The organism is Butyricicoccus pullicaecorum DSM 23266 (assembly GCF_900167005.1).
GTDB lineage: Bacteria > Bacillota > Clostridia > Oscillospirales > Butyricicoccaceae > Butyricicoccus > Butyricicoccus pullicaecorum.
On record NZ_FUXW01000001.1, the window covers coordinates 134,103 to 158,798 of the forward strand.

Genomic DNA, 24,696 nt, shown 5'->3' on the forward strand with positions numbered 1-24,696 from the left:
ATTTAAATACTGTTCTTTATTTACATTTTATAACAAGTGCACCTGTTTAAATCCCCATAACTTTGCAATCAATCGAGATGTTCTATTATTCCCAACAAATAGAAAAATGTCACCATTTTCTTTTCTTTTTCTCACAAAGTACCGAATTGTCTTCGAGGAATATGTTTTATTAGGATTCTGTAAGGTATTAGAATCTACAATATAAATATTCTTCATTGAAACATCAAGCATTGCAGAAGCTACAATTTGATTCATCAGCAATTCCGTTATATCGCAGTATTCTTCATAAACACTTGAAACTATAACACCTGAAACTATTGTTTCACTAGCATTAACTATATTGCCATTGTAGGGTATGGTAGCTTTAATATACTTTTTCCCTTTTTTATCCAAAGCGCAATCTCTAATAAGAATAATTCTGTTCACACTAAAATCATCTCCTTTACGGATTAAGTTTAGCATATACAGAGTACGGATACGTCAATTATCTATTTACAATATTAGTTATCAAAAAAAGTTCTTAATCCAAAGTGGTACAACACTTCATTTACCAAGTCAAGATCATACCCCTCAATATTCTTCGTAATGTATGAAATAATAACATCTCTCTTATCATTTGGTTTAAACATATAACCCGCTGCACTAAGAACTTGATAAGCTTGTATATAATTCAATCCCAATCCACATATTATCCACAACACTGTTTCCTTGCCAATATTAGCTGCTTTATTCCGTATTCGGGCAAAATTCTGACGAGACATAAAAATAGAATTATAAAATTCCGCATCGCTTTGAAATCCCCTCTCGTCCATATATTTACAAACGAGCGAGTACAACTTGTTATTAACTTTTTCGCTTTCCTTTAACATGCTTTCCAAAGTTGTAATTGTCTCTTCAGTATTTTCATTTTTGGGGGCGGAAATATTAAGTATCTTTTCTCTTATTATTTCGGATATTTTTGATTTCTTCCCAAACTCTATTTCTAAACCTAAAAGCACCTCTTCATCACAATTTTTCAAGATTGCCAACAATAATTCTGAATCAGACATCATAGTGGAATCGGTTATAAAGCAGCCAAGGCCATATACGTTTTTTAATTGAGTCCTGTTCCCATTAATTAAACTATAAACCTGCGCCTTAACCTCTTGAATCTTAATCGCATTGCTTTGATCAAACTTTCTTCCTCTTATATGTTCTTCTATTTGTTTATATATATCGCCATTAACCATTTTCCCTATCCCCCATTAACGTGTATTCTAAATTATTTCACACCCTTGTATTATGGTAAGAAATGAAATGATACCTACTCTTTATAACCATTACATTCCTCACGCTTATTTTCCTTAATAAAACTTATTATATCCCCCGCATCGCAATCTAACACGTCTGCTATTTTAAGCAATACGGATAGCGAAACTTCTTGATTTCGTCGAAGTTTGGTAAAAGTTGCAGGGGAGATCCCTGCTAATTTTCTCAATTCCGCTTTACTCATTTCTCTATTTGCAAGCATGACCCATAATTTTTTATAACTAACTTCCATTTGCCACCTCTAAAATTATGATTTCTTTAGTATTATACCACTTTTTTCTACACAATTCAACGAAAGATAAGCGCATTCTAAAAAAGTTTCGTGTGTTCTTGATATTCTTTTTGCGTTTATACAATTCATTTAGAAGTATTTAGAAATATATGTCATAGACAGAGCTGCACAACTCTTTGTTCAATAGATGTACGAACGACTATTCCCTAAATTTAGACTCCTGCGATGTGATATAAAATTAATTTATGCCTCCATCTTCTTTGATTGATAGTATTAAAACAGAAAACCTGAGTAGCCATAAAACTACTCAGGTTAATTTTTTATACCCATATATTATGTGATCCAGTTTATAAAAGTAGAGATTTTCTCTAAATCTTCATCACTGAGCATCCGCAGCTGTTCGCAGAGCTTACGATAGGGAGTGTCATTATTCTCCAATGGTGCAAAAAACTCTGAAGGTGTCATATCAAAATACGACATGATATTGAAAAGTTCTCTAAGTGAGGGTAAAGCCGCACCACTGGTTACTCCACGAATATAAGAACCGCTTTTTCCTAAATCCAAACTCATCCGGTGTTCAGAAACATCTTTTGCAATACGCAATTCCGTAATGCGAGTGCGGATAAAATCTTCGTATGGCATATCAACCACTACATCTCCTCCCTTCCATAATTATTTTATTACGAATCAGGAGACGACATTGGTAATACTAAAGTCAATTTATGCTTTCTTCTCCTTTTAATTGGTAGTATAATTATGAATATAGAAAATCATTGGTGATTACATTACTAATCTTTCCTGCGGAGGAGATTTTATGAATATATTTTCGGTCAGCTTTTTCGGACACAGGCAAATCGACAATCCACTTCACATAGAATCACAGTTAGAGGAAATTATTAGCTCTTTGTTAAAACGAGAAGAATATATTGAATTTCTGGTCGGACGTGACGGTGAATTCGACCAGCTCGTATCCTCAACCATACGCAGATGCAAAAGAAGAATTCGGGACGATAATAGTGCTTTGATCTGGGTCATGCCGTATCCGACCGCCGAATTTCGTGATAATGAAGATTCATTTCGTGACTATTATGACGAGATTGAGATTTGCGAACAGGCGGCAACGACACACTACAAATCTGCTTTTCAAATCCGAAACCGGGTAATGGTAGACCGCTCTGACTTAGTGATTTTGTATGTAGAGCATCCTTCCGGCGGAGCATATCAGACCTTTGGGTATGTCCAAAAATCAGGGAAAAAATTTATCAATCTGGCTGCTGAAGAATAGCCAGTCAGTAAGAGGCAGGAGGAACCATGGGGAAAAAACGAAATTTATTTATTCCAGTTATTGTAGTGATTTTATTGATTGCAGTTGCATTTTGGTTGGTAAAATTAAAGCCAGCGGATACCGCATCATCTGATGTTGATGAAATGGTACAGCGGGTAGAAAACGCTTTAGGTGATGACTTCAAGAAACAATCCAAAACAGAAGTGGCGGCAACTTTGGTGTACGGCAACGGAAAAGAAGATGCAAATATCAATTACCATATCCTCAAAACCACCTATTACGAGGCTGATCCCAACGAGATAACCGGTCTGAATATAGATGCCCTCAACGTTCTTTTTAACCCTGAATCCGCCAACAGCTGTGAACAAATGAAAATTCAGGACTGGGATGCCGCACTTTATAAAACAAAGAGTCGTGGCTATTTATGCTGGACGGATTCTCCGGAAGTCAGCTATGTTCTGGAATATAATCCGCAAACAATCGCTGATGAAGAAATCATTAAAATGGCTGAAAGTGCAGAACCATACGAAAAATAAAAAAGAAGCCATAGGCTAACCCAGGAACAGGGCTGCCTATGGCTGTTTCTATTCTACTGTCGATTTTCTTCTTCTCGCTGCTTTTCTTTTTCTTCTCGTTTCTTCCTGTCAATGCCCAGAATATGCTCCACAGTCTGTTTTGCAGTCAGATATTCCTGCATATCTTTTCGGACTTGTCGATACTCAGCATAGGCTTTTTTCTTCTCTGCTGACAACCGATAGAACTCCTCGTTTAAGGTTTTTCTGGACGGAACTTTCTTATCCGGCAGCTGGTCAAATGCCTGCTTGGCAGCTTTATGAAGCTGAATTTCTTCTCGATGTTCTTCAAAGAACTTTCTGCTATATCCAGATTTTCGATAAGCTTCATATACCGGACGGGTTCTGGAATAGTTGTTGATGTGTGTCTGTAATGCTCCAATCTCAACCATTCTTTTTTCATTGGCTTTAATCGTATCGGATAGCTCCGCAAATCGGTGGCTGAGCTGCTCTGTCAAAGCAGTCAATTCTTCATAATTACCGATACCTTTTTCTTTCAAAAGGCAAACTGTCCTGGCAGCTTCTTTGCGGTTATATTTTTTTGCCCACCGCTCGTATCCCGCTGATTTACCTTCTGCCATCTTCGCCTGAATATCTATCAGCAGATTAAACTCTCTTTGAGTATGAACCTGGTTGCTTGCTCTGGATGCTTTCTGAACAGACTTACCGGACAGAATTGCAATTATATCCTCCTGACTGTATCCCTCTCCAAGAGAGCGCAGACGAATAAATCGCTTCTCCCCACTATGCCGGAAAGCCGGTTGCTTTCCATCCTTAAATTCATACCCAAGCTCTGAAAGCTGAAGAACAAAATCGGAAAAATCTTTTGGTTTCTTTTTTAATATCTGGTCGATTGCCGCACACAACTCATCACGCTTGGTACGCTTTCTGGGAAATGTCGTTCTCTTGATCCGTTCCCGGTATGGCTTTGGCTCTATGATTGATAATCCATGCTCAATACAAACCATATCGCTTAATCGCTGAACCGCAAGCCCGGAAAGGAAAAAATTCTTGAATTTACGGGTACAGTCCAAAGAAGTCGAGTTATAAATGATGTGGTTGTGGATATGGGAACGATCAATATGTGTCGCCACGATAAAGGCGTGTTTTCCTTTTGTCCAACGCATTGCTGTTTCATATCCGACCTGGTTGGCTTCTTCTGGAGTAATCTCTCCCGGCTTAAATGACTGGCGTATCTGATAGGCAATGATGTTATTTTTCTGCTGTCTGCCGGTGATATGTTGATATTGCCTCTTTGTCAGAAGAAATTCTTCATCGGCTGTTTTAGGATCGCATTCATAAGAACTGATATATTTTCCATCTTCTGTTTTCGCAGCATTTTGGGAATAATCAGTACGATCTGCCAGACACTGTGCTACCGTTTTACCCTTGTTAATATGAAGGGCGATCAATCTTGTTGCCGCCATTGGTTCACCATCCTCTCAAAATGCCCGCAAGCAGTTTAATTACTTATTAAGTCTGTCATGATACCCTATTGAATATAAGGGCAAAGACAAAAAGACCGCTGATTTCACACACGGCGGTGTAGATCAACGGTTAGTTTTTCATATTTGATTGTGTCGAGTGTACTTAAAGTTTCATTTGTAGATATACCATGTCCGTTAACTGAACACCACATTCAATGATTGGATGGTCATAGTTATCTATGAAGAAATTTTTTATCGTATGCGATTTTACAAAGCCGCACTTTTCATAAAAGGGAATCGTTAATGGGCTGTCACCTGTCCCAACTTGCAGGACAGAATAGCTTCCGTTATATTCTCGAATAATAAATTCAATCAATGCTCTTCTATAGCCCACACCTTGATATTCCGGGAATACGGCAATGTTCTTGATTTCTAAAATATCATCGCTTTCACTTGTGACAACACACTCCGCTTTTATGCCGTTATCATCAAGTACATACATTGCACCTCTTTCAAGATAGCGGTCAATCATATCTTCTTGTTCATCTGCCAAAAGCAATAAATCAAGATATCGTTTTTTATCTTTTAATACTTTGTATATTCTCATTCTTCACCTTAAGTTGACTATCTTACAATAAATCTATAAATTGCATATGCGACCCATATGATCCAAGAAAAAAACCACAAATCAAAAAGAATACTAACTGCTAAATAAATAATAGCAACAGAGATTGCTATCATCCAATTTTTCTTTTTAGTATTTTCCATAATCAACACCTCCACAAATACACAAATACGAATTTATCGTTCACTTTACTCAGTTAAATCATACCATAAACTTGTGAACAATTCCACCGCCAAACGCTGAAGCCTCCTAAGCAGCACAAAAATAAGACTGCCCGCAGGCAGCCTTACAACATATTTTCTTATGAAAAAATAAAATCACGAAGATTTTCCTTTATGTTTTCTCCAATCTCCTGAAATACAACAAAGAGAAACAATGCTGCATAGACCGCCAAGCCGATTCCCACAAGAAGGGCGAGCTGCAACCACAGAGATTGAAAGACACAATAAATACTGCAACCGATGATGTACAGAATCAGTGCGCCTATAAAAAAGGACGATAGCTCAAAGGCGATTTTCGCCAACAAGCAAACAACACCTAAAACCAGTAATACCGGCAATGCAATCAGTTTTAAGATAATCTTCACGAAAAAACCAAGGATTCTCACGGTCACACACCCCTTTCTGTTTTTATTGTACTGCCTTACAGCTGATAACACAACGATGTCAATATGTACGGCTGCGGCAATTTTGTTGCCACAGCCCTTTTTTATGATTACTGAATACTGGACAGTCGCACCAGCACCTCCTTCATATCTGTCCAGATTTCCTCCAATCGTTCCTGCAAATCCTTGATGTCTGACTCATAAATATTGCCGGTTTCATTGGCTCTTTTAGCATACTGATTCAGGTTGTTGCTGCATCTCCTCAGAAGGGAAATCAGCTCTTTCACATCCTGTAAATCCAGGTTGATGCAGTATCCATCCAGAGCCATCTTCCTGAGATATGCCCCCATGCTCCGGATACCCAGCTCATTCATTTTTTCATGGATTCGCTGCACTTCCTCTTTCGATGCCAGGAAGTGAACATCCTGATCCCGTCTGCCCATTACAGCACCTCCTCACGCCCACCAGATGCCCGATACGGAGGAATATGCTCTGACTTGGCTTTCAGATCTGCCAGCACAGAAGGTTTATCCGCCTGTTCTGCTTCCTCACGCTCCGGCATGGAGTCCTCCATATTAAGAGCCGCATCCAGTTCTGCCAGACGAGCACTTTTTTCAGCAAGCTCCGCTTCCTGCGGGAAGGGTTTCCCCAGTTCCGCTCTGGTCGCTTCCTGCTGATTTTGAAGATTGGTGAGCTGTTCATGGGCTTTCTCCAGCTTCTCAGGGATGCTGGAGAGGGCATTGTCCAGTCGGATGATATTTCCCCTGGCATCAGTTCCAAGCGATACACGATGGCTTACAGCGCCTTTCAGGGTAATATCAAAGTCATGCCGGAAACTATCAAAGGAAAGTTCCATCTGAAAGCCACGATAACTGCCAAGAGGGATTGGCTCGGTCGTTTTCATCTCCTTGCAGGCGGCAAGAATCATTTCACCGGCATCCTCTTTTTCCGTATAGTGCTTGCCCAAAATTTCCATACCGCAGAATCCTTCCGCAATCTGGGGATGAGCTGTAACCGTTTGGATGTCTGCTTCAAAGCCACGAATATAGCCTGTCTGCCTTTCAATCTCCGCAGGGAAGTATTTCAGGAGTTTATCTTCCATGCGGTACTGCTGGCTCTGGTGGTCAGCTTTTAGAACCTTAAGCCTTGCCACATCAATGTCCAAGTCCATTTTCTCTTTAATCAGCGGATTTCCGGCACACAGAGCCTTGATTTCGGCATAGGACAGAGCTTGCTCGTCTACATCGTCACAGGAACGGACAGGCGATTTCGAGGTCATAATCTGAGAAATGAATTTTTGCTTGTTTTCCAGTGTCTGATAAAGATACGCATCAAAAGTTCCCTCGGTTACATACTGATAGATCTGCACCTCCTTGTTTTGGTTGCCCTGACGGATAATTCGACCATTTCGCTGGGTCATATCAGAGGGACGCCAGCCCACATCCAAGTGATGAAGCGCCACCAGGCGATCCTGGCAGTTTGTTCCGGCTCCCATTTTCTGTGTACTGCCCATCAGCACACGAACCTGACCAGTACGTACCTTTGCAAACAGTTCTTTTTTCTTTGCTTCAGAATCTGCATCGTGAATAAATGCAATTTCTTTCTCTGGCACACCGGCTGCTATCAGCTTCGCCTTGATGTCATCATAGACATTAAACGTGCCATCGTTTTTCGGGGTGGAGAGGTCACAGAACAGGAGCTGGGTCAGTCTGTCAGCCTTTCCTTCTTCCCAAATCCGCAGCACATTTTGCACACAGGCATTGAGCTTACTTTCTGGGTCATCCGGCAACAGTGGATTGATTAAACGCTGATCTAACCCCAACTTTCTTCCATCGCCGGTAATCTTGAGCATATTGTCCTCGGATGGGTCAACCATACCGGAATGAACCGCCGCTGCACGTTCCGAAAGGTCTGCTACCATGTCCTGCTGATAATCAGAAGGCTGCACAACAACCGTTTCAAATTTCGCATCCGGCACTGGGAGATGAAGCTGGTCGGAGGTTTTAATATCCGCAACTTCCTTAAACATATTCATGAGTTCCGGAAGGTTAAAAAACTTTGCAAATCTGGTTCTGGCACGATAGCCGGTTCCTTCCGGAGCCAACTCAATAGCGGTGGTTGTTTCACCAAAGGTAGATGCCCAACAGTCAAAATGGGTCAGATTCTTCTTTTGAAGTGTCCCGTACTGAAGGTATCGCATAACCGTATAAAGCTCCGTCATGGAGTTCGATACGGGAGTACCTGTTGCAAAAATAACGCCACGCCCGCCGGTCAATTCATCCATATAGCGGCACTTCATAAACATATCCGAAGATTTCTGTGCTTCCGAAGTGGAAAGACCAGCGACATTCCTCATTTTTGTGTACAAAAAGAGGTTTTTGAAAGCGTGGCTCTCATCTACAAACAGCCGATCAACGCCCAGCTGTTCAAAGGTAACAACATCATCCTTTCTGTCAGTAGAGAGAAGTTTATCCAGTCTGGTTTGCAGGGATTTTCTCGTTTTCTCCATCTGTTTGATGGTGAAATTCTCGCCGTTCTGATATTTGAGTTCTGCAATCGCTCCCTCAATCTCATCAATCTGTTCCCGCAGCTGGCGCTCCTGACGTTCCGGAGAAAGAGGGATTTTTTCAAACTGACTGTGACCGATAATGACTGCATCATAGTCACCGGTGGCAATTCTCGCACAGAATTTCTTGCGGTTTGCCGTTTCAAAATCCTTTTTGGTTGCCACCAGAAGTTTGGCACTGGGATACAGATGAAGAAACTCATTTGCCCACTGCAAGGTCAGATGGTTGGGAACAACAAACAATGCCTTCTGGCTCAGTCCCAGGCGTTTACTTTCCATAGCGGAAGCCGCCATTTCAAAGGTTTTGCCAGCACCAACCTCATGTGCCAACAGGGTATTCCCACCATACAACACATGGGCAATGGCATTTCGCTGGTGTTCCCGAAGGGTTATATCGGGATTCATGCCACCAAATCGGATATGGCTGCCATCGTATTCACGAGGTCTGGTGGAGTTAAACAGTTCATTATACTTGGTTACAAGTGCTTCACGGCGGTGCGGGTCTTTCCAAATCCAGTCCCGGAACGCATCCTTGATTGCTTGTTGTTTCTGCTGTGCCAGAGTAGTTTCCTTTTTGTTCAGCACACGCTTCTGCTTGCCATCCGCATCCTCAATGGTATCGTAGATACGAATATCTTTCAGATTCAGAGTTTCCTCCAAAATACGGTAGGCGTTGGCACGTTCCGTACCATAGGTCGTGTATGCTGCCACATCATTCTGGCTCGGAGAACTCTTTCCGTTGATTCTCCATTCTGCTGTCAGTTCCGAAAACTTGACCTCAATCGTGCGGCGGAGATAATACGGGGTTTCAAAAGTTTCCTGCATAAACTGCTGGATATAGGCAGGGTCAATCCAAGTTGCGCCCAGACGGACATCAATCTCAGAAGCATCCAAATCCTTTGGCTGCGCCTTTTCCAGTGCCTGCACATTGATTTCAAAAGAACTGTCTTTCTGTGCCGCCATCTGTGCAATCCTGAGCTTACTTCGTACATCGCCGGAGAGATACTCATCAGCTGTCTGCCAGCCTGAAACAGGGTCATCCGGAGCCATCGGGTCTTTGAAAATCACACCTTGCAGCTCAGTTATAATGGAATCATATTCACCGGGAGTCCCCAGCAGTTCTGCCATATAGGGCAAATCCACCTTGCCATGCTCACCAATAGAAATCGCCAGTGCTTCAGACGGTGTATCCACGCTGTTCACTTTACGTTCCGGTTTAATGGTACGCTTAGTAAACATATCCGCTTTGCTCTTGAGATGACCGTCCTCATCCAAGTTTTCCAGTGAACACAGAAGATAATAGCTGGAATCATCAGCAAAAGCCTGACTGTTGGCTCTGTTGTTGATTAACCCATTTTTTGCGGTAAACGCATCATAAGCAGTATTCAGCTCTGCCTGTTTTGCCTGAATCATATCATCTGGATAGTCCTCCAGCTGATATTCAATCAGTTCATTCACAATGCGGCGAAGTTCCACCATGCCGCTGACACGTTCTTTGGCTTTGTCGTTGAGTTCCACTAACCGCATGACAGAGTTTTCCCGGAAATATACCTCACCGTCTACGACCGTGTAAGAGAAGTTTTTCACGTCTGGGCGGGCAGGAATGGTAATCTGTTCTTTTTCCTGGCTGTCTGCTTCTTCAGTTAGCTCCGCAGGAACATAAGTGCCACCGATCCGGGTAACAGCTTCATGAAGAAGGTCAGCCAGCTCCATATCTTCACGGGGACGGACTGTGAGATCATCCTTACCATATTGGGTACTTTCCATAGAAAGTTCTCCCAAAACCATTTCCGGATGCTCTACAAAGTAGCTGTTCATGGTGTAACCGTCCGGTGTAGTATTCAGCTGCACCCAGTCCGGCATGATGTCGATGGGGTGGTCACGCTTTTGAAGAAAGATGATGTCAGATACAACCTCTGTACCGGCGTTTGCCTTAAATGCCGTATTGGGCAATCTAATGGCTCCCAGAAGTTCCGCTCTCTGTGCCATATATTTTCTGGCATCAGAGTTTTTAGAATCCATCGTAAAACGGCTGGTCACAAATGCAACCACACCGCCCGGACGAACCTGATCGAGCGTTTTTGCGAAAAAATAGTTATGAATAGAGAACCCCAACTTATCATATGGCTTATCCGAAACCTTGTAGTTGCCGAACGGAACATTGCCGACCGCCAAATCATAAAAATCCCGGCGATCCGTAGTTTCAAAGCCTGCCACCTTGATTTCAGCGTTAGGATAGAGTTTCTGAGCGATACGCCCACTGATGGAGTCCAACTCCACTCCATAGAGATTGCTGTTTCGCATGGCGTCAGGAAGCATCCCGAAAAAGTTACCGATACCCATTGCAGGTTCCAGGATATTTCCTGTTTCAAATCCCATCTGTCCGACCGCATCATAGATGGCACGAATAACGGTAGGACTGGTATAGTGGGCATTCAGGGTGCTGGCTCGTGCTGCCGCATATTCTTCCGGAGACAGGGCTGTATAGAGTTCTCTGAACTCCTCAGCCCAGTTTGCCTTGTTTTCATCAAAAGCATCTGAGAGTCCACCCCAACCGACATATTGGGAAAGGATTTCCTGTTCTTCCGGAGTAGCATTTCGCCCATCAAACTCCAATTCTTTTAGGACACGGATTGCATCCATATTGGCTCTGAATTTTGCTTTCGCTCCGCCTTCACCAAGATGGTCATTTGTGATGTGGAAATTGATTGCTGGAATATCCGGAATTTCCTTTGTCTGAATCGCAGTTTCGAGCTTGTGGATAACCTCAAGGACTTCGGGATGCTCCCACCCTGCGACCTTTTTATAGTCCTCAATAATGGTATCCTGACCGTCCTTGCACTGCATAAAGTCCAAACTGCCCGGAAAAGGTTGCGCCGTATTCATAGCGCCCAGAGCTTTCATCTGCGTGGAAGGCAATTCATGATAGGCTCTCAGTGCATCCTCAAAAGTACTGTACTCCTTGAGCTGAAGCGCCCCTCGAACCTGTAAATCTTCTACCACATAGTAGTGGTCAATAAAATGCTCCGGCTCGGACACGACAACGGTTTTTTCCGGCTCTGCACCTGAAACAAATCGGGTATTGCGTTCATCCTGTCTTAAAAGACGTTCAAAATTCTCTTTGCTTTCTGCCCGATAAATTGGGTACACCATTCCTGGCGGCAGCAACTGTACATCAGTAGTTCCAATGGCAGTGATATTGTATACTTCTCCCTCCAGAAAGACAGCATCGCCCACTTGATATGCCGGTTCCTGTGTTGCTTCAAATTTAGAGCGTTCATTGTACAGCCACTCCGCAGATTCTTTTGCAAAAACCGCCTTTTTGACCTCCTGCAAATAATCATTTGCCTGCCACTCACTGGTGAATTCCTCGCTGATACCCTCATCATCTACATAGATTTCATCCCGAATATCATCCCAGACAGCATAACCGTTTTCCGTTTTAATCACGCTAAATCGCTCATAGGATTCTTCTTCAGCAGCAATGGCTTCTGCATCTCGCATAACCTGCTGGACGAATGGACTTTCTTCCATACTGCGCTGTTCCAGTGCTTCACGAATAACAGCTTCATCTATCTGTTCCCAATCTTCAGGTTCAGTAGGATTGTCCTGTTCCACAGCTTGTTGTTCCTGCTGATACTGTTCCAGAGCATCCTTGTCAAAATAACGTTCCTGTTTAATCAAGGAATCAATGCGATTGGCAACCTGTGTCCAGGATAGCTGAACCTTGTCACAGCCGCTTTTGGTGTATCGGATTCCTTTGGCATCGTGATCTTCACCACTGCCAGAAGCACCGGAAAGGGCATGAGAGTGACCGCCTGTCCCATACTCATTTTTCAAAAAATCCGCCTTTTCTTTTGCAGAATGTTCTTCCTGCCAATATTCATAGATACGGACTTTTCCACCGGAGAAACCACTGCCTCCGGACAGGGATTCATTGATTTCATCATCGGTAATGAACTGACGGACAATCGGGGGCATGGTCATACTGCTCTGGTATTCTCTGAGCGGCAGATCAAGCTCCTCCAGCCGCTGTGCCAGGCGTTCCAGCTTATGATAATGGAATCGCAGCAAAGAAGAATCCTCATTGTGTGCCTGTAAAAAGTTCTGATATTCAGCTTTCAGTCCGGCTCTAAATTGACTGTCATTCAACTTTTGAGCCAGCTCTGCCGTTTCTGCCGGAAATCCCACGCTACGGACTTCCTGTAAAGACGGGAAGAAGCCTTGTTCTCTGGCATTATCAGAAAGATCATGATACAAATACCAAAAAGATTCTGCGATCTTTGTTCGCTCATAACCCGGAGCCTCCACCAGCTCTACATTGGTTGCGTACTCGCCATTCTCCAGCAACTTACCGATACGCTCGGCGGCTTCCTGCCAGGATACGATCTGTCTGGACGGTGCAAAACAGGCAGTCTTTCCTCTAGCAAGATGAATACACTGCTCATCAAACCATGCGCTAACCTCATGCCCATCCAATTTAAAGCCATTGCTGCCACGATAGAGTTCAGGCAGACGCTTTGCAATCTCCTCTGTGGATTTTCCTTTCATATATTCCAGTGCCACCATCATTCGGAGATTAGCTTCATTTCCGCCAACAGTGAGCACCTGGTCGATCTGATTTTCAGATAAAGAAAAAGCAGAGAGCGTTTTGCTCTCTGCTTCGTCAATAAAGCTGATTTGTTCTGATTTTGAAAGGAAAAGGTTCAAACTCAGCTGTTGATAAGCTCCGCTGTCACGATTTCCTCTGCCTGTGCTTTCAGGCTGTTCATGTGCTGCACCCATGCCACCTGCTGTGTTGCTTTGTCCGGTGCCGGATTCTTCTCCAGCAGTTCTATCATCAACTGCTCCACTCTGCGGTGCGCTGTCTCGTCGATCTCCTGGAGATGCGGGAACAGCTGCTCGCTGAGAATCAGGTCGTTCAGCAACATCGGATTGTTCTCTTGCAGAAACGCCCTCCGCATTCTGCCGTACTTGCCCAACGGTTTCGTTTCGGTGTTCTTCAGTTCGATGTCCGGAATCCGGTAATCCCCGACCTGTGTGTAAGTCATTTCTTTCATAATCATGGCTCCTTTCCACGGTTTTTGTCTGTTCAAAGGCTTCTATGGCTTTTTCGATTTCTCCAAACATTCGAGAGCTGACTGCATTGACCGCCGTACCAAGAGCATTTACCGTCTGACGGGTATTAAAGTCGAATACATTTTGAAAATCTTCATGCTCAAAATAGTTATCCGGATTCTCGGTAATACGGCTGTACATCGCATAGGAGACACTGTTTGCCACTGCGGTCTTAAATGCTACCTCGATGTTATATTCATCATACTCCTCCAGGAAGCTATCTGCAACGATGTCGAGGATCGGCTTTTTGAAATCGTCCCAATACTCTCTGGCAAGGTTGATTGCGATATTTTCCAGCTGATATTCCAAAATTCCCTCTGACGGAACCTGAAAGACACGTTCCATCTCATCCATTATAAAACGGCGGTTTTCATCGGTCACTCTCCACGATGTAATTGACGGAGAAGAACGACGCACACCTGTGTCCGCCACATCAAAGACATACCGCAGGTACGGTTTATCCTGGTTCATCACAAAAAGGGCAATACCAGTGGAACCCCTTTTCACATAGCGTCGATACTGCTCTGTGTTCCATTCCTCATAAGGTTTGCACAGGGTAGCATTGGGACGCTGTGCATAAATCATCACCTGTTCCGGATAGGTGAAATCATAGTTTCGAGCCATCGTCGCCAGAAAAGAAGTCCAGTTCTCTCGGTTGGCAGTGATTCTATGGATTGTCTCTCTTGCCACACCGGAATAATACCTCTCTTTCGGATTCATTGTTTCCCTCCAATCTTCATAAATTCAGAGAAAGATTCAGCTTTTCAAAGGCTTCATCATCCATATCAGATAATTTCTGTAAAACAGAATTGGTCAAATCCAAAAGTTCTGTTTCATCCTCCTCAAGCTGTTCTTTCATTTGCTGCAATGCTCCATACAGCCCCATTCTGGTTCCCGGACTGTATAAGAGTATTAGCATTTTTTCATCAATGGTTAAATCCATCATTCCATCTCCCTCTCTGAGTGAGCTTTGGGCGGTTTATGGGGACTATCCAGAACAGGCTGTTCTTTCAGCTGTGCCAGGACAGAAGAACGTTCTTCCGTGGCAGGTGCTTTGCCATTATTGATAACGCCATCCAGCATCCCATAATCGTCCTCCATCGCCATCTCTGCATTTTTCAGATAATTCTCCGGCTTCATAAAGCTCTGAAGCTCCTGAAAACCGATAGAATCCACATAATGAAAAGATACCACAGCATCAGTTTTCAGTGCCACGATGTCGCTGACAGACAAACTGTGCCCCCGGAAATCCTCCGGACGCTCCACATTAAACTTTGTGTACAGTCCTTCCAGCATGGCAATCTGGTCAGTATAAGAGGAGAGCGGAGCCATATAGATCACATCATAATGGTCAATGTCCGGCTCTTTTCCCTGATGTTTCAGGGCTTCATAGGATTCAAAGCGTTCATAAACTGTTTCGTCTGTACGGCGCAGCTGCAAAATCGCATACGCATCCGTGGTGCTGTCCAGAAACGCTTGCAGCTTTTCCTCATTACCGAGATTGCCATCGACTTCATTCCAACGTTCAATCTTTTCCTGTGACATAGATTATCCTCCTTATCTTTCGGGTTCCTTGAAGCTGTGCGACATTTTAGATGGTACTGTCTGTCCCGAAATCTGTTTTAACTGATCAATTACGGATTCTTTAGGTCGAGAAACCGCCTTATCCAACTCATTCTTTAACTGTGTTGCTGCCTGTACCACAGAAATTTCATCCGAATCTTCAATAACCTGTTCTAAAAAATCCCGGTACGGAGCAGTGTTTCCATTTGTGAGATCATGATAAATCTCAACAATGTTGCTCTTTTTATCATCAACTCTGTCAGCATATTCATAGTGATCGTACTCATCAGAGAACTGGTCAATTTGTTTTGCCAGGTCAAGCAAAGAAGCATTTACAGCTTCAACAGCCTCTGCTTTTTCCATGACTTCTTCATATACTTGTACTCGCAGTTCTCTCATCTGAAGTCCAAATCCAGCCAGAATTTCAGCTCGTGCTTCCAGCATAGACAGCTCTGGATTGTCCAACTGACCGCCATCAATCTCATGAAATTCTTTATCAAAGAGCGTATAGTCATAACCATCTTCACAGGTCTGGATTGCAAGATACTGATCTCGCCCAACCTGCCATGCAGCTTCATCACCCATGATTTCCGGCTCCGCCTGACAATAGCTTCCGTTACGCTCCAGGAGTTCTGCAAACTGGCAGATGTGGAACACATTGTTTCCAATCTGTGTATGGTACTCATCAATAAACTTGCAGGGCTTAATGACTACCGAATCATCGGAGTAGTGTACCTGAATCGTTCCGCCATCCGGGATGCGAAACAAATCTCTGTAATGGCTGTCAATGAACCGAATGTCCTTGCCATCCGGATTAAACTCATTCATCATTTACTGTTTCCTCCGTTCTCAAAATTCATATTAAACTGCGGTTTACCTTCCTCCGTTACTGTCATCACAACGATTGCATCGTACATTCTGCCGGTCTTAGCAGATTTACATCCTTTGAGCTTAACCTCTCCATTGGACAGGAGCTTTTGTGCCACCGCTGATGTCAGGCTTTTTCCGATGCTCTCGAAATAACGGCTGTTTTTCCATAAGGCGAAATGGCATTCTCTTTTGGAACAGAAAAATCCTTTCTGCCGTTCTGTGACGGAGCTGCCACAGACAGGACAAACCCCCACCGTCTGCACTTCCTTTGCCATCAGCACATCTGACCCTTTTACCTTTTCATAGGTCTGCACCAGTGCGGAAATCATATCCTGAATTTCTTCCAGAAAAGCATTGCTGTCATATTCTCCATGCTCAATCATGAGCAGCTTTGCTTCCCAGTCAGCGGTCATGGATGGAGATTGAATCTGTTCCGGCATCACGGTTACCAGAGCGGTTCCTTTATGGGTGGAAATCAGGTGCTTGGTTTTCTTATCACCTTTACGTTCCAAAAAGCCGATTCGTACCAGCTTTTCAATCGTGGCAGCACGAGTCGCCGGTGTCCCCAGTCCCTTACGTTCCGCATCTTCCGGCATTTCATCTGCACCAGCAGTTTCCATACTTTGCAGAAGGGTGTCCTCTGTAAAATGCTTGGGCGGTGACGTTTTTCCTTCTTTTACCTCAGCAAAATGAACACTCAAGCCCTCACCAACGGTAAGCGAAGGGAGCTGCTTTTCACTCTCTTTATCCTTATCAGCAGGTTTTCCGGAGAAAATTTTCCATCCAGACTGTACTATTGTTTTGCCCTTGGCAGAAAAGATATAATTTCCATCCGAAAGTTCAATCACGCTTTCGTTGTACCGGAAAGGCTCACCGACCGCACAAAACAGGCGGGTTGCAATCAGTCGAAGAATCGCCTGTTCGCCTTTAGGCAGTTCCTCCAGACTGAATTTTAGAGTTTCTTTGGTGGGGATAATTGCGTGGTGGTCAGAAACTTTCTTATCGTTGATCACTTGCTCCGCATGAACCGGAACGTTTTTCACATCCTCCACAGGGAAAATGTTGAAAAGCGACTTTATCAATTTCGGAAGCATATCCTTCATGTCACTTGTCAGATAACGGCTGTCAGTACGGGGATAAGTGACCAGCTTTTTCTCGTATAGACTCTGGGTATAGTCCAGTGTCTGCTGTGCTGTGAATCCCAACACCCGGTTTGCATCCCTCTGCAAAGAAGTTAAATCATACAGGGCAGGCGGCTTTTCAGATTTTTCCTTATTTTCTGCCTTTGTGACATTCAGAACCGAACCAACACACTTCCGGGCAACATCATCCGCAAGAACTTTTTGCTTCATCCGCTCGCCAGACGCAGTGAAGTCCTGAAAAGCCAGCTCTACTGTATAAAAAGGCTCCGGTCTAAAAGCTGAGATTGCAGCTTCACGCATCACGACCATTGCCAGAGTAGGGGTCATAACCCGTCCCACATTCAACGTCTGTCCATAAAGGGTTGAAAAAAGCCGGGTAGCGTTAATTCCAACCAACCAGTCGGCTCGCTCCCGGCATAATGCCGCTTCATACAAAGCATCATATTCTGTTGACGGTTTCAGCTGCTCAAAGCCCTCTCTGATAGCGGAATCCTCCATAGAGGAAATCCAGAGCCTTTCAAAGGGCTTTCGGCATCCAGCCTGCTGATAAACCAGACGGAAAATCAGTTCACCCTCACGTCCGGCATCTGTCGCACACACAAGGCTCTCTACATCTTTTCTTGCCATCAGTTTTTTGAGAATTCCAAACTGCTTTTTGGTGCTGGCAGACACCTGATACTTCCACTGATCCGGAAAAATAGGGAGGTCTGCATACGCCCATTTATTATATTTCTCGTCATAGGCTTCCGGCTGTGACAGCTCCACCAGATGCCCCACACACCAGCTGACCACATAACCATTTCCCTCCAGGTATCCATCCTCACGCTTTGTCGCACCCAGTACCTTTGCAATACTTTGTGCCACTGATGGCTTTTCAGCCAATACTAATTTCATTTGCATCTGCTCCTTTCTGAAAAATAAAAAAGCAGCCATACACCGAAATGTAAGACTGCTATGTAAGACAGCCCGAAGGCTGTCCGCCGATAGTCATTTACACCGGCTCGTTGGTATCTTCCTCATCCAAATACTCCGCATCATCCTCATCTGGAGACTGGTTATCGGATTCCTCATACCCGTAATCTTCCTCATCGACATAATCGGCATCCGGATCAGGCTTTTCCTGGGCTTTTTCTGCTTTCTTACCCTTGAGTTTTTTGAAAGCATAGAAGCCGCCGCCACCGGCAAGCAGGAGAATAGTCAAAATAGCAGGAAGAACATTGGGTTTCTTTTCCGGCTCCGGCTCTGGTTCTTGAACTTCAGTATCAGTCTCCGGCTTGGTTTCCGGCTCAGGAGTTGGCTTGGTTTCCTCAACAGGTTTCAGTTGCTCCAGTTCTCCTTCATCCATCAGTTTCATCAGATCAGCTTCGTCTACCTGGTTCAGGAAGTGAACCGTTTCTTTACCTTCATCATCACGGTCGATAATGAGATAGAAATAATTGCCGGTTTTCGTTACAACAGTGATGAACTGTTTCCCCACAGAAGGATGTTCCCCCTCATCGTCCACCAGTGTCATATTGCCATCCGGAGTAAGCGGCTCCATCGGCTCACTGGTTTCCGGTACGGTTTCTTCTGTCTGCTCCTGCGTAGTTTCAGCAGGAGCCTCAGAAGCATAGGCAAATGCCGTTGTGGAAAACATCCCGATGCTCAAAAGCAGCGCCATACAGGTAGCGCCCAGATATTTAATTTTCATGTGTAGTTTCCTCCTCTTTTACAGATTGAATCGTTTCCGGCTTCGGTGCGGAATCTTCCGCAAACATTTTAAGAAGTTCGGAAAGCTGGTCAGGGGTCAGGTTCGCAGCGTGTACCATCTCGTGAATCTCGGAGTTTTCCTCCTCACGGTATCTGCGCTCCAAATCCTTTACTCTGGAATCCCATTCCGCTTTCTTTTTTCGTGCCTTTGCAAGTTCAGCACCAAGCCTTTCTAATTTTGCGCCCATAGTTCTCCTTTCCGGCAGCTTAAGGGATTCTGCCAAAGCAGTAAAAGTGCTGCTGCCAATAATTTGTTTCAATGGAAGCATAAGAAATCGGGTCGCCGCAGTGAATCATCATCCCATTGCCCACATAAATGCCCACATGAGAAGCGCCCGATGTGCCATAGGTTCCCTGGAAGAAAATCAGATCTCCTGGTTTCGCTTCGGAAGGCGGGATAATAGCACAGAGATTTTTAAGCCCGTTCGCAGTTTGTCTGCCGACACTCCAGCCATTGCCGCAGTTATTGATAACCCAGCTGACGAATCCGGAGCAGTCAAAGCTGGTAGAAGGGGAAGAACCACCCCAGACATACGGATAACCGAGATATTTTTCGGCTTCCCGTATCATGTTGGCAAAGGCAGTATCCGTCAGTGCTTCACCTGGAATATCATAGTCGGTGTATTCACCACCTCCTCCAGGGGCAGAGGAAACATCTTCACCAAACAAATAGGAGCGATTCCCCAAGGTTTCCAGCAGCACTTCATATCGTTCTAGCTGATCTGCGCTCAATCCTGATGAACGAATCACATTACCCAGACCATAATTTCGCAAGGTGACATTGAGAATATAATATTCATATTCGACTTCCACCTCATATTCATATTCTTCTTCCCAAGTCTCTCCGGTTTCCGGGTCAGTGTGCGTTCGAGTGCCGGTTCTGGTTTCTGTTCTTGTTCGGATTTCCACTTCTTCTTCCAGAATCAGTTCATACTGCTGTTCAAAAAGTTGTTGCAAAGTTGCCTGCACTTCTTCACGGGTATAATCCTCAAAGACAACCGTCAAATAAGATGCCAGCTCATAGGGGTTGTGTCCGATTTCATCGAGAGCATAACGGTATTCGTCATATCCCGGATGGGTGGATTCAATATTGTCTACCTGGCTTCGCAAATCATTTTCCAAAGCCGTATAATCTTCATCTGTCCCCAGAATGTCCTCATCTTCCGCAGTAAAGGAGGTTCCCAATACTACCTGCGTACCGCCCTGGAACATGGTTGAGCAGGAGGAAAACATTCCGGATATGACCATGAATAACAGTCCTATTGCCAGAACCCAGAGCAATGCTGTCTTGTGTGACACACAAAAATCGGTAATCTTCTGTGTCAGACTTTTTGCTCCTTTTGCAGTCTTTTCTGCACCCTTTGCCGTAGCCTTTCCACCTTTTCCGGCTCGTGCTGCGGCATATTCTTTCTTGATGTTATGCTTTTGCTGCCATCGTGAAAGAGGATTGGAAGAAGCATTGGGATTGTCCTTTTTGAACTTTTCAAACAGTGCATTCACATTTGCCTTATCTGATTTGCTCACCAGCTTTTCTGCCTTGTCATAGGCTTTCAGCTTATGACTGTAAACCGCATGATCGGCAACATGGCAAGCAGTTTCCGCACCAAGCTCTGTCTGATGGGCTGTCTGAACGCCCACATTATCATCTTCATATCGAGAGATAGATTTGTGGACATTCGCAGACAGGGTATCTACCGGTGCATGAGTTGCCGTTCGTTTGATACCGGAAGGCTTTGGGGGAATATCATCTGCCTTTGCCTTGCCAAAACGAAGTTTTGCAGTTCTGCTAGCGGAAACATCAGCTTCCTGCCGCAGCTTGCGGTGTTTCTTTGGAGTGATTTTATCCACTGCCTTTTCTGCCTTCGATGCGGCTTTTTCCGCTTTTGCAGCAGCCTTTTTTACCGCATCGCTGGACAAATCATCCTCAGTAAAACGGAGTCGGGTAGGTCTTTTCGCCATCTATTACCCCTCCTTTTCTTTGGATACCTCAGACAATTTGGTGGTCATAATACGGTACAGCTCAATGTCCTTCGGGAACCGGTCAACAAACGGAAGAATCACGTTGCCATAAAACAAAAGTCCTTCGCCCTCACCGGAATTTGTGACATAGGAGAGCTGATGGGGAGAGATATTCAGGCGCTGAGCCAGAATGGTTCTGTCCTCGCTTGCCTGGTTGAGCATATAGATGAAGTCCGAATTTTCCAGGATGTTGGCAATCTCCGGACTGCGAAGCAGGTCTTTTACGTTCTGGGTGATGCCGGTCGGAATACCGCCCCATTTACGGAATCGCTTCCAAATTTCAATGGAATAGGTTGCTGTCTGTTCCTCCTTGAGCAGCAAGTGGAACTCGTCGATATAGTATCGAGTAGATTTTCCTGCATTACGGTTTTGGGTGACACGTCCCCAGACCTGATCCTGTACAACCAGCATCCCAATTTTTTTCAACTGATTGCCCAGTTCCTTAATGTCGTAACACACCAGACGGTTCTGAATATCTACATTGGTTCGGTGATTGAACACCTTCAGAGAACCTTTAACATAGATTTCAAGGGCAGTTGCAACATGGTGCGCTTCTTTTTCTTCCTGTTTCAGAAGGGCATTGTACAAGTCCTCCAGAATGGGCATATTTTCCGGTTTTGGATCATCAAAATACCGCTGATAAATCTGATGCACACAGCGGTCAATAACTGTCTTTTCGACCGGCTGCAATCCATCCTTACTGCCTACAATCAGTTCACAGAGAGACAGGATAAAATCAGCTTTCAATGCCACCGGATTATCATCCTCTGAATAATTGATGTTAATATCCATCGGATTGATATAGTTGGTGCTGGAAGAACTGATTTTCACGACCTGTCCATGGAACTTGTGAACCAGGGCAGTATATTCCGCTTCGGGATCACAGATAATGACATCATCGTCCGTTACCAGGAAGGCATTGGTGATTTCTCGTTTTGCACTGAAGGACTTACCGGAACCGGGAGTACCCAGAATCAGTCCGTTTGGATTTTTGAGTTTCTTTCTGTCCACCATAATCAGGTTGTTAGACAGTGCGTTCAGACCATAATAGAGCGTTTCGCCGCCGCTCTGAAACAGTTCCTGTGTGGTAAACGGCACAAAAATAGCCGTAGAACTGGTAGTCAGTCCACGGCGAATCTCTATCAGATTCTGCGCCAGGGGCAGGCTGCTCATCAGTCCCTGCTCCTGCTGAAAATCCAGGCGTCGCAGATTGCAGTTGTGCTTCTGAGCGATACTCTGTGCCTGAAACACGTTGTTTTCCAGCTCCTGCTCAGTACGTCCGGTATTCATAATGAGGAACGTGACCATGAACATACGCTCATTCTGGCTTTGCAGCTCCTTCAGCAGTGCCTTGGCATCCCTTCCATAGGTAGCAAGGTCACTCGGAATGATGTCCATATCATATCCGGCACGAACTGCCTTTTTCTGCTCCTCAATCTTACTGCGGTCAAGCTCTGTGATGGTGCGCTTGATGGTTTTGATAGCAGCGGTCTGGTCTACCGACTGAATGTGCATGGTGACAATCTGACTGGATTCCATATCCAGAAAATCTGCCAGCATCCGGTCGCTGAGATCGGATGCCGTAATAGACAGAAAGGACATGGAGCCATACAGACTACCCATCTGAAAAGTGCGGTTTCCTTTGAACGCAAAGGCGGTAGGGGCAATGAAGTCCTTTACAGAAAGCCCGGATTCCACCAGCCACTTCCAGTCAAAGAAAAACTTATCGTCGTCCCCCATGTGGAACATAGCGTGCATCAGGCGCAGCCGCTCTTTACCATCCATCGGAGTTGCAATGACGCCCAGGCGACGGAAATTGTTGAGAAGGTCATTTTCAATATGAGCCAGTCTCGGCTTTGCCTGACGCATGGACTCTGCTTCAATACCGAAAGTCAAATATTTTGTTTTGGTCAAGCCATTATTTCCCTGAGCAAGCTGCTTCTTCAGCATCTGGCTGTACTCCGCACGAACGGGATTGAACTCGTCCTTCTTAAACGGGATACGGACACTTTTTTCAAAGCTCTCCGCATCAGTCCCCATATTCATAAAGGACAACTCAAAGTGAATGGAACTGTCAAAGAAATTCAGGAAGCTGCACCATTCATCGAAAATGGCAGTTTTATCCTCCTGCTGTGCCAGCTGGTAGTTGATGTCCTGGAACTGAATGGTTTTGGTGTAATAACTGTCTGTTACACGACAAATCCCATCCGGGAACATTCTCTGAAATGGGATAGACTGCTGGGCAGTCTGCGGAACACCACTATCCTTTTTTGCCCGTTCGACAACAGCTTTAATTTCTCTCTGCTGTTTCCGATTGAGATGGGCGGGCATTTTTATTTCTCTTGCCTGGTTTTTCTTCTGGAAAAACAATGCGTTCTACCTCCTTTTCGAGTTGGTACTGACGAAGCAGTACGTCATAGTAGTTGTCAGTCTGATATGGTCGGATTTTAGGGCGAACAAACTTCGCCTGAATAAAGTGGTGTGCGATAACCTCAAGCGGCTGCCCGTCTTTTTCGTACATTGCCAGGAAGAACAACGGAAGCATGACGATAATCATGCCCAATGCTGCTAGACTGACATTGCCAGAAGATTTGAGCAAAAAGAAAAGCGGCACTCCGATGAGCGCCGCTGCCCCAAAGCAAATGAGCTGCCGTTTTGTCAGGTTAAAGAACACCTTGGATTTTACCCTCGTCAGGTCACGAGGGACAGGGATATATGCTGCCAAACAAACACCTCCTCTCTGTTAGTGTGCATTGAATACGCTCTTTGCAAGCGTTCCTGTCTTAAACAGGGTAAAGCAGAGCAATACGGTGTAGCCCATGATACCCCAAATATCCGCAATAATATCATCTGTAAATGCAAGGGACTGTACCAGTACCGCATAAATACCAACACAGATGATGATTAAAAAGCCCTGAAAACCGAGAGCAAACAAAGAACGCAGATAGTTCTGCCCGATCTGATTTTGTTCACGGTTTGCAAAAGTTGAGAACGGAATGGGTGCAAGGCTCACCATTAAATATATTTCAATCATTCTGCCATAAACAATGACAAAAATGATAATGGCAAGGGCAGACATCGTGATCTGCACAACAAAAGATTGCAGCAATAAGCCAATCAGCGGACCTAAGTCCATTGCCTGGAGTGTTTCTTCCAACGCTTCCAGTCCAGAAGCATCTATGGCGGTATTACCGGCGATAATACCGCCGCTTGCATTTACAACGTGTTGTGCCACATCGAAAACTGCCATTGTGATATTAAATGTGTTGGTGATGAGCATGACCGCAACAAAGGTCTTGAAAATCCATTTGAAAAAAATCCAGGTTTCAAAATTAGCAAGGTTGTTGTGGTCGATTATCAGCTGAATCAGCTCATAGCAGGCTATGAATGTGAGAATCAACCCTGCAATGGGAATTATCACTGATTCGGAGATGTTGCGAACCATAGCAAAAATTTCCGGCGAGAAACTCGCCGGAGTTCTGCCCACGGAGGTTGCTATCTCGCCAACCTGATTGTTGACGGACTCAAACATCCCCGACAGATTCCCTATAATGGCACTGATGAGCATTTCTTTCAGCCAGTCTGTGATCTGTTGGAGTATGAAGTCCAAAGGCGA

The 24,696-nt window shown here is 44.5% G+C and carries 22 protein-coding genes; 2 read left to right on the forward strand and 20 right to left on the reverse strand.

What is annotated here, in order from left to right; translation table 11 throughout:
* Window positions 1-27: 27 nt before the first annotated feature.
* From B5D52_RS00715 to B5D52_RS00730, 4 genes are all read right to left on the reverse strand, one after another.
* Complete coding sequence (locus B5D52_RS00715; RefSeq protein WP_040332540.1) at window positions 28-426, reverse strand: hypothetical protein; 399 nt, start codon at window positions 424-426, stop codon at window positions 28-30.
* A 74-nt stretch (window positions 427-500) separates the two neighbouring features.
* Window positions 501-1,229, reverse strand: coding sequence for a hypothetical protein (locus tag B5D52_RS00720; RefSeq protein ID WP_016147868.1), 729 nt, complete (start codon window positions 1,227-1,229; stop codon window positions 501-503).
* 74 nt (window positions 1,230-1,303) lie between these two features.
* Window positions 1,304-1,540, reverse strand: a complete 237-nt coding sequence (locus tag B5D52_RS00725; RefSeq protein ID WP_016147867.1) for a helix-turn-helix domain-containing protein — start codon at window positions 1,538-1,540, stop codon at window positions 1,304-1,306.
* A 333-nt stretch (window positions 1,541-1,873) separates the two neighbouring features.
* Window positions 1,874-2,182 carry a helix-turn-helix domain-containing protein gene (locus tag B5D52_RS00730; protein WP_040332539.1) on the reverse strand — a complete coding sequence of 103 codons (309 nt, stop codon included), beginning with the start codon at window positions 2,180-2,182 and terminating at the stop codon, window positions 1,874-1,876.
* A 172-nt stretch (window positions 2,183-2,354) separates the two neighbouring features.
* Here B5D52_RS00730 and B5D52_RS00735 point away from each other — a divergent pair, with 172 nt between their 5' ends.
* Window positions 2,355-2,825 carry a hypothetical protein gene (locus tag B5D52_RS00735; protein ID WP_016147865.1) on the forward strand — a complete coding sequence of 157 codons (471 nt, stop codon included), beginning with the start codon at window positions 2,355-2,357 and terminating at the stop codon, window positions 2,823-2,825.
* A 26-nt stretch (window positions 2,826-2,851) separates the two neighbouring features.
* Entirely contained in the window at window positions 2,852-3,361 is a 510-nt protein-coding gene (locus tag B5D52_RS00740; protein ID WP_016147864.1) for a hypothetical protein, read from the forward strand.
* A gap of 53 nt (window positions 3,362-3,414) precedes the next feature.
* Here B5D52_RS00740 and B5D52_RS00745 read toward each other — a convergent pair whose 3' ends face one another.
* From B5D52_RS00745 to B5D52_RS00815, 16 genes are all read right to left on the reverse strand, one after another.
* A complete protein-coding gene (locus tag B5D52_RS00745) occupies window positions 3,415-4,824 on the reverse strand; it encodes a relaxase/mobilization nuclease domain-containing protein (RefSeq protein ID WP_016147863.1) in 1,410 nt (469 codons plus the stop codon).
* 163 nt (window positions 4,825-4,987) lie between these two features.
* A complete protein-coding gene (locus tag B5D52_RS00750; protein WP_016147862.1) occupies window positions 4,988-5,431 on the reverse strand; it encodes a GNAT family N-acetyltransferase in 444 nt (147 codons plus the stop codon).
* Window positions 5,432-5,448: 17 nt separating this feature from the next.
* A complete protein-coding gene (locus tag B5D52_RS16790; protein ID WP_016147861.1) occupies window positions 5,449-5,592 on the reverse strand; it encodes a WxxxWxxW domain-containing protein in 144 nt (47 codons plus the stop codon).
* A gap of 158 nt (window positions 5,593-5,750) precedes the next feature.
* Window positions 5,751-6,062, reverse strand: a complete 312-nt coding sequence (locus tag B5D52_RS00755; RefSeq protein ID WP_016147860.1) for a hypothetical protein — start codon at window positions 6,060-6,062, stop codon at window positions 5,751-5,753.
* 101 nt (window positions 6,063-6,163) lie between these two features.
* Window positions 6,164-6,496: a plasmid mobilization protein gene (locus B5D52_RS00760; protein ID WP_016147859.1), complete on the reverse strand. Its 333-nt coding sequence runs from the start codon at window positions 6,494-6,496 to the stop codon at window positions 6,164-6,166.
* Window positions 6,496-14,457, reverse strand: a complete 7,962-nt coding sequence (locus tag B5D52_RS16430; RefSeq protein WP_016147858.1) for an SNF2-related protein — start codon at window positions 14,455-14,457, stop codon at window positions 6,496-6,498. Before B5D52_RS16430 ends, B5D52_RS00760 begins: the two co-directional genes overlap by 1 nt.
* Window positions 14,458-14,473: 16 nt before the next feature.
* Window positions 14,474-14,683 (reverse strand): transposon-transfer assisting family protein, encoded by a 210-nt coding sequence (locus tag B5D52_RS00770; protein ID WP_016147857.1) that lies wholly within the window; start codon window positions 14,681-14,683, stop codon window positions 14,474-14,476.
* Window positions 14,680-15,282, reverse strand: coding sequence for a YodL domain-containing protein (locus B5D52_RS00775; protein ID WP_016147856.1), 603 nt, complete (start codon window positions 15,280-15,282; stop codon window positions 14,680-14,682). The genes B5D52_RS00770 and B5D52_RS00775 overlap by 4 nt, the downstream gene beginning before the upstream one ends.
* A gap of 12 nt (window positions 15,283-15,294) precedes the next feature.
* Window positions 15,295-16,131 (reverse strand): LPD16 domain-containing protein, encoded by an 837-nt coding sequence (locus B5D52_RS00780; protein WP_016147855.1) that lies wholly within the window; start codon window positions 16,129-16,131, stop codon window positions 15,295-15,297.
* Complete coding sequence (locus B5D52_RS00785; RefSeq protein WP_016147854.1) at window positions 16,128-18,206, reverse strand: DNA topoisomerase 3; 2,079 nt, start codon at window positions 18,204-18,206, stop codon at window positions 16,128-16,130. The genes B5D52_RS00780 and B5D52_RS00785 overlap by 4 nt, the downstream gene beginning before the upstream one ends.
* Before the next feature lie 97 nt (window positions 18,207-18,303).
* On the reverse strand, window positions 18,304-19,002 hold the full coding sequence (locus B5D52_RS00790) for a DUF4366 domain-containing protein (protein ID WP_016147853.1): 699 nt from the start codon (window positions 19,000-19,002) through the stop codon (window positions 18,304-18,306).
* Window positions 18,992-19,249 (reverse strand): DUF4315 family protein, encoded by a 258-nt coding sequence (locus tag B5D52_RS00795; protein WP_016147852.1) that lies wholly within the window; start codon window positions 19,247-19,249, stop codon window positions 18,992-18,994. Before B5D52_RS00795 ends, B5D52_RS00790 begins: the two co-directional genes overlap by 11 nt.
* 19 nt (window positions 19,250-19,268) lie before the next feature.
* Window positions 19,269-21,020 (reverse strand): C40 family peptidase, encoded by a 1,752-nt coding sequence (locus tag B5D52_RS00800; RefSeq protein WP_016147851.1) that lies wholly within the window; start codon window positions 21,018-21,020, stop codon window positions 19,269-19,271.
* A gap of 3 nt (window positions 21,021-21,023) precedes the next feature.
* Complete coding sequence (locus B5D52_RS00805) at window positions 21,024-23,411, reverse strand: VirB4-like conjugal transfer ATPase, CD1110 family (protein ID WP_016147850.1); 2,388 nt, start codon at window positions 23,409-23,411, stop codon at window positions 21,024-21,026.
* The gene (locus B5D52_RS00810; protein WP_016147849.1) at window positions 23,371-23,805 is read right to left on the reverse strand and encodes a PrgI family protein; all 435 of its coding nucleotides are present in this window, start codon (window positions 23,803-23,805) and stop codon (window positions 23,371-23,373) included. The genes B5D52_RS00805 and B5D52_RS00810 overlap by 41 nt, the downstream gene beginning before the upstream one ends.
* Window positions 23,806-23,823: 18 nt before the next feature.
* Window positions 23,824-24,690, reverse strand: a complete 867-nt coding sequence (locus tag B5D52_RS00815; protein WP_016147848.1) for a VirB6/TrbL-like conjugal transfer protein, CD1112 family — start codon at window positions 24,688-24,690, stop codon at window positions 23,824-23,826.
* Between the last annotated feature and the right edge of the window lie 6 nt (window positions 24,691-24,696).

What these genes read in the sequence shown, in the direction of transcription:
- B5D52_RS00775 (WP_016147856.1), bottom strand. Translation starts at nt 15,282, where the DNA reads ATGTCACAGGAAAAGATTGAACGTTGGAATGAAGTCGATGGCAATCTC.
- B5D52_RS00725 (WP_016147867.1), bottom strand. Translation starts at nt 1,540, where the DNA reads ATGGAAGTTAGTTATAAAAAATTATGGGTCATGCTTGCAAATAGAGAA.
- B5D52_RS00745 (WP_016147863.1), bottom strand. Translation starts at nt 4,824, where the DNA reads ATGGCGGCAACAAGATTGATCGCCCTTCATATTAACAAGGGTAAAACG.
- B5D52_RS00730 (WP_040332539.1), bottom strand. Translation starts at nt 2,182, where the DNA reads ATGCCATACGAAGATTTTATCCGCACTCGCATTACGGAATTGCGTATT.
- B5D52_RS00770 (WP_016147857.1), bottom strand. Translation starts at nt 14,683, where the DNA reads ATGATGGATTTAACCATTGATGAAAAAATGCTAATACTCTTATACAGT.
- B5D52_RS00780 (WP_016147855.1), bottom strand. Translation starts at nt 16,131, where the DNA reads ATGATGAATGAGTTTAATCCGGATGGCAAGGACATTCGGTTCATTGAC.
- B5D52_RS16430 (WP_016147858.1), bottom strand. Translation starts at nt 14,457, where the DNA reads ATGAATCCGAAAGAGAGGTATTATTCCGGTGTGGCAAGAGAGACAATC.
- B5D52_RS00785 (WP_016147854.1), bottom strand. Translation starts at nt 18,206, where the DNA reads ATGAAATTAGTATTGGCTGAAAAGCCATCAGTGGCACAAAGTATTGCA.
- B5D52_RS00740 (WP_016147864.1), top strand. Translation starts at nt 2,852, where the DNA reads ATGGGGAAAAAACGAAATTTATTTATTCCAGTTATTGTAGTGATTTTA.
- B5D52_RS00790 (WP_016147853.1), bottom strand. Translation starts at nt 19,002, where the DNA reads ATGAAAATTAAATATCTGGGCGCTACCTGTATGGCGCTGCTTTTGAGC.
- B5D52_RS00735 (WP_016147865.1), top strand. Translation starts at nt 2,355, where the DNA reads ATGAATATATTTTCGGTCAGCTTTTTCGGACACAGGCAAATCGACAAT.
- B5D52_RS00720 (WP_016147868.1), bottom strand. Translation starts at nt 1,229, where the DNA reads ATGGTTAATGGCGATATATATAAACAAATAGAAGAACATATAAGAGGA.
- B5D52_RS00760 (WP_016147859.1), bottom strand. Translation starts at nt 6,496, where the DNA reads ATGGGCAGACGGGATCAGGATGTTCACTTCCTGGCATCGAAAGAGGAA.
- B5D52_RS00800 (WP_016147851.1), bottom strand. Translation starts at nt 21,020, where the DNA reads ATGGCGAAAAGACCTACCCGACTCCGTTTTACTGAGGATGATTTGTCC.
- B5D52_RS16790 (WP_016147861.1), bottom strand. Translation starts at nt 5,592, where the DNA reads ATGGAAAATACTAAAAAGAAAAATTGGATGATAGCAATCTCTGTTGCT.
- B5D52_RS00795 (WP_016147852.1), bottom strand. Translation starts at nt 19,249, where the DNA reads ATGGGCGCAAAATTAGAAAGGCTTGGTGCTGAACTTGCAAAGGCACGA.
- B5D52_RS00750 (WP_016147862.1), bottom strand. Translation starts at nt 5,431, where the DNA reads ATGAGAATATACAAAGTATTAAAAGATAAAAAACGATATCTTGATTTA.
- B5D52_RS00805 (WP_016147850.1), bottom strand. Translation starts at nt 23,411, where the DNA reads ATGCCCGCCCATCTCAATCGGAAACAGCAGAGAGAAATTAAAGCTGTT.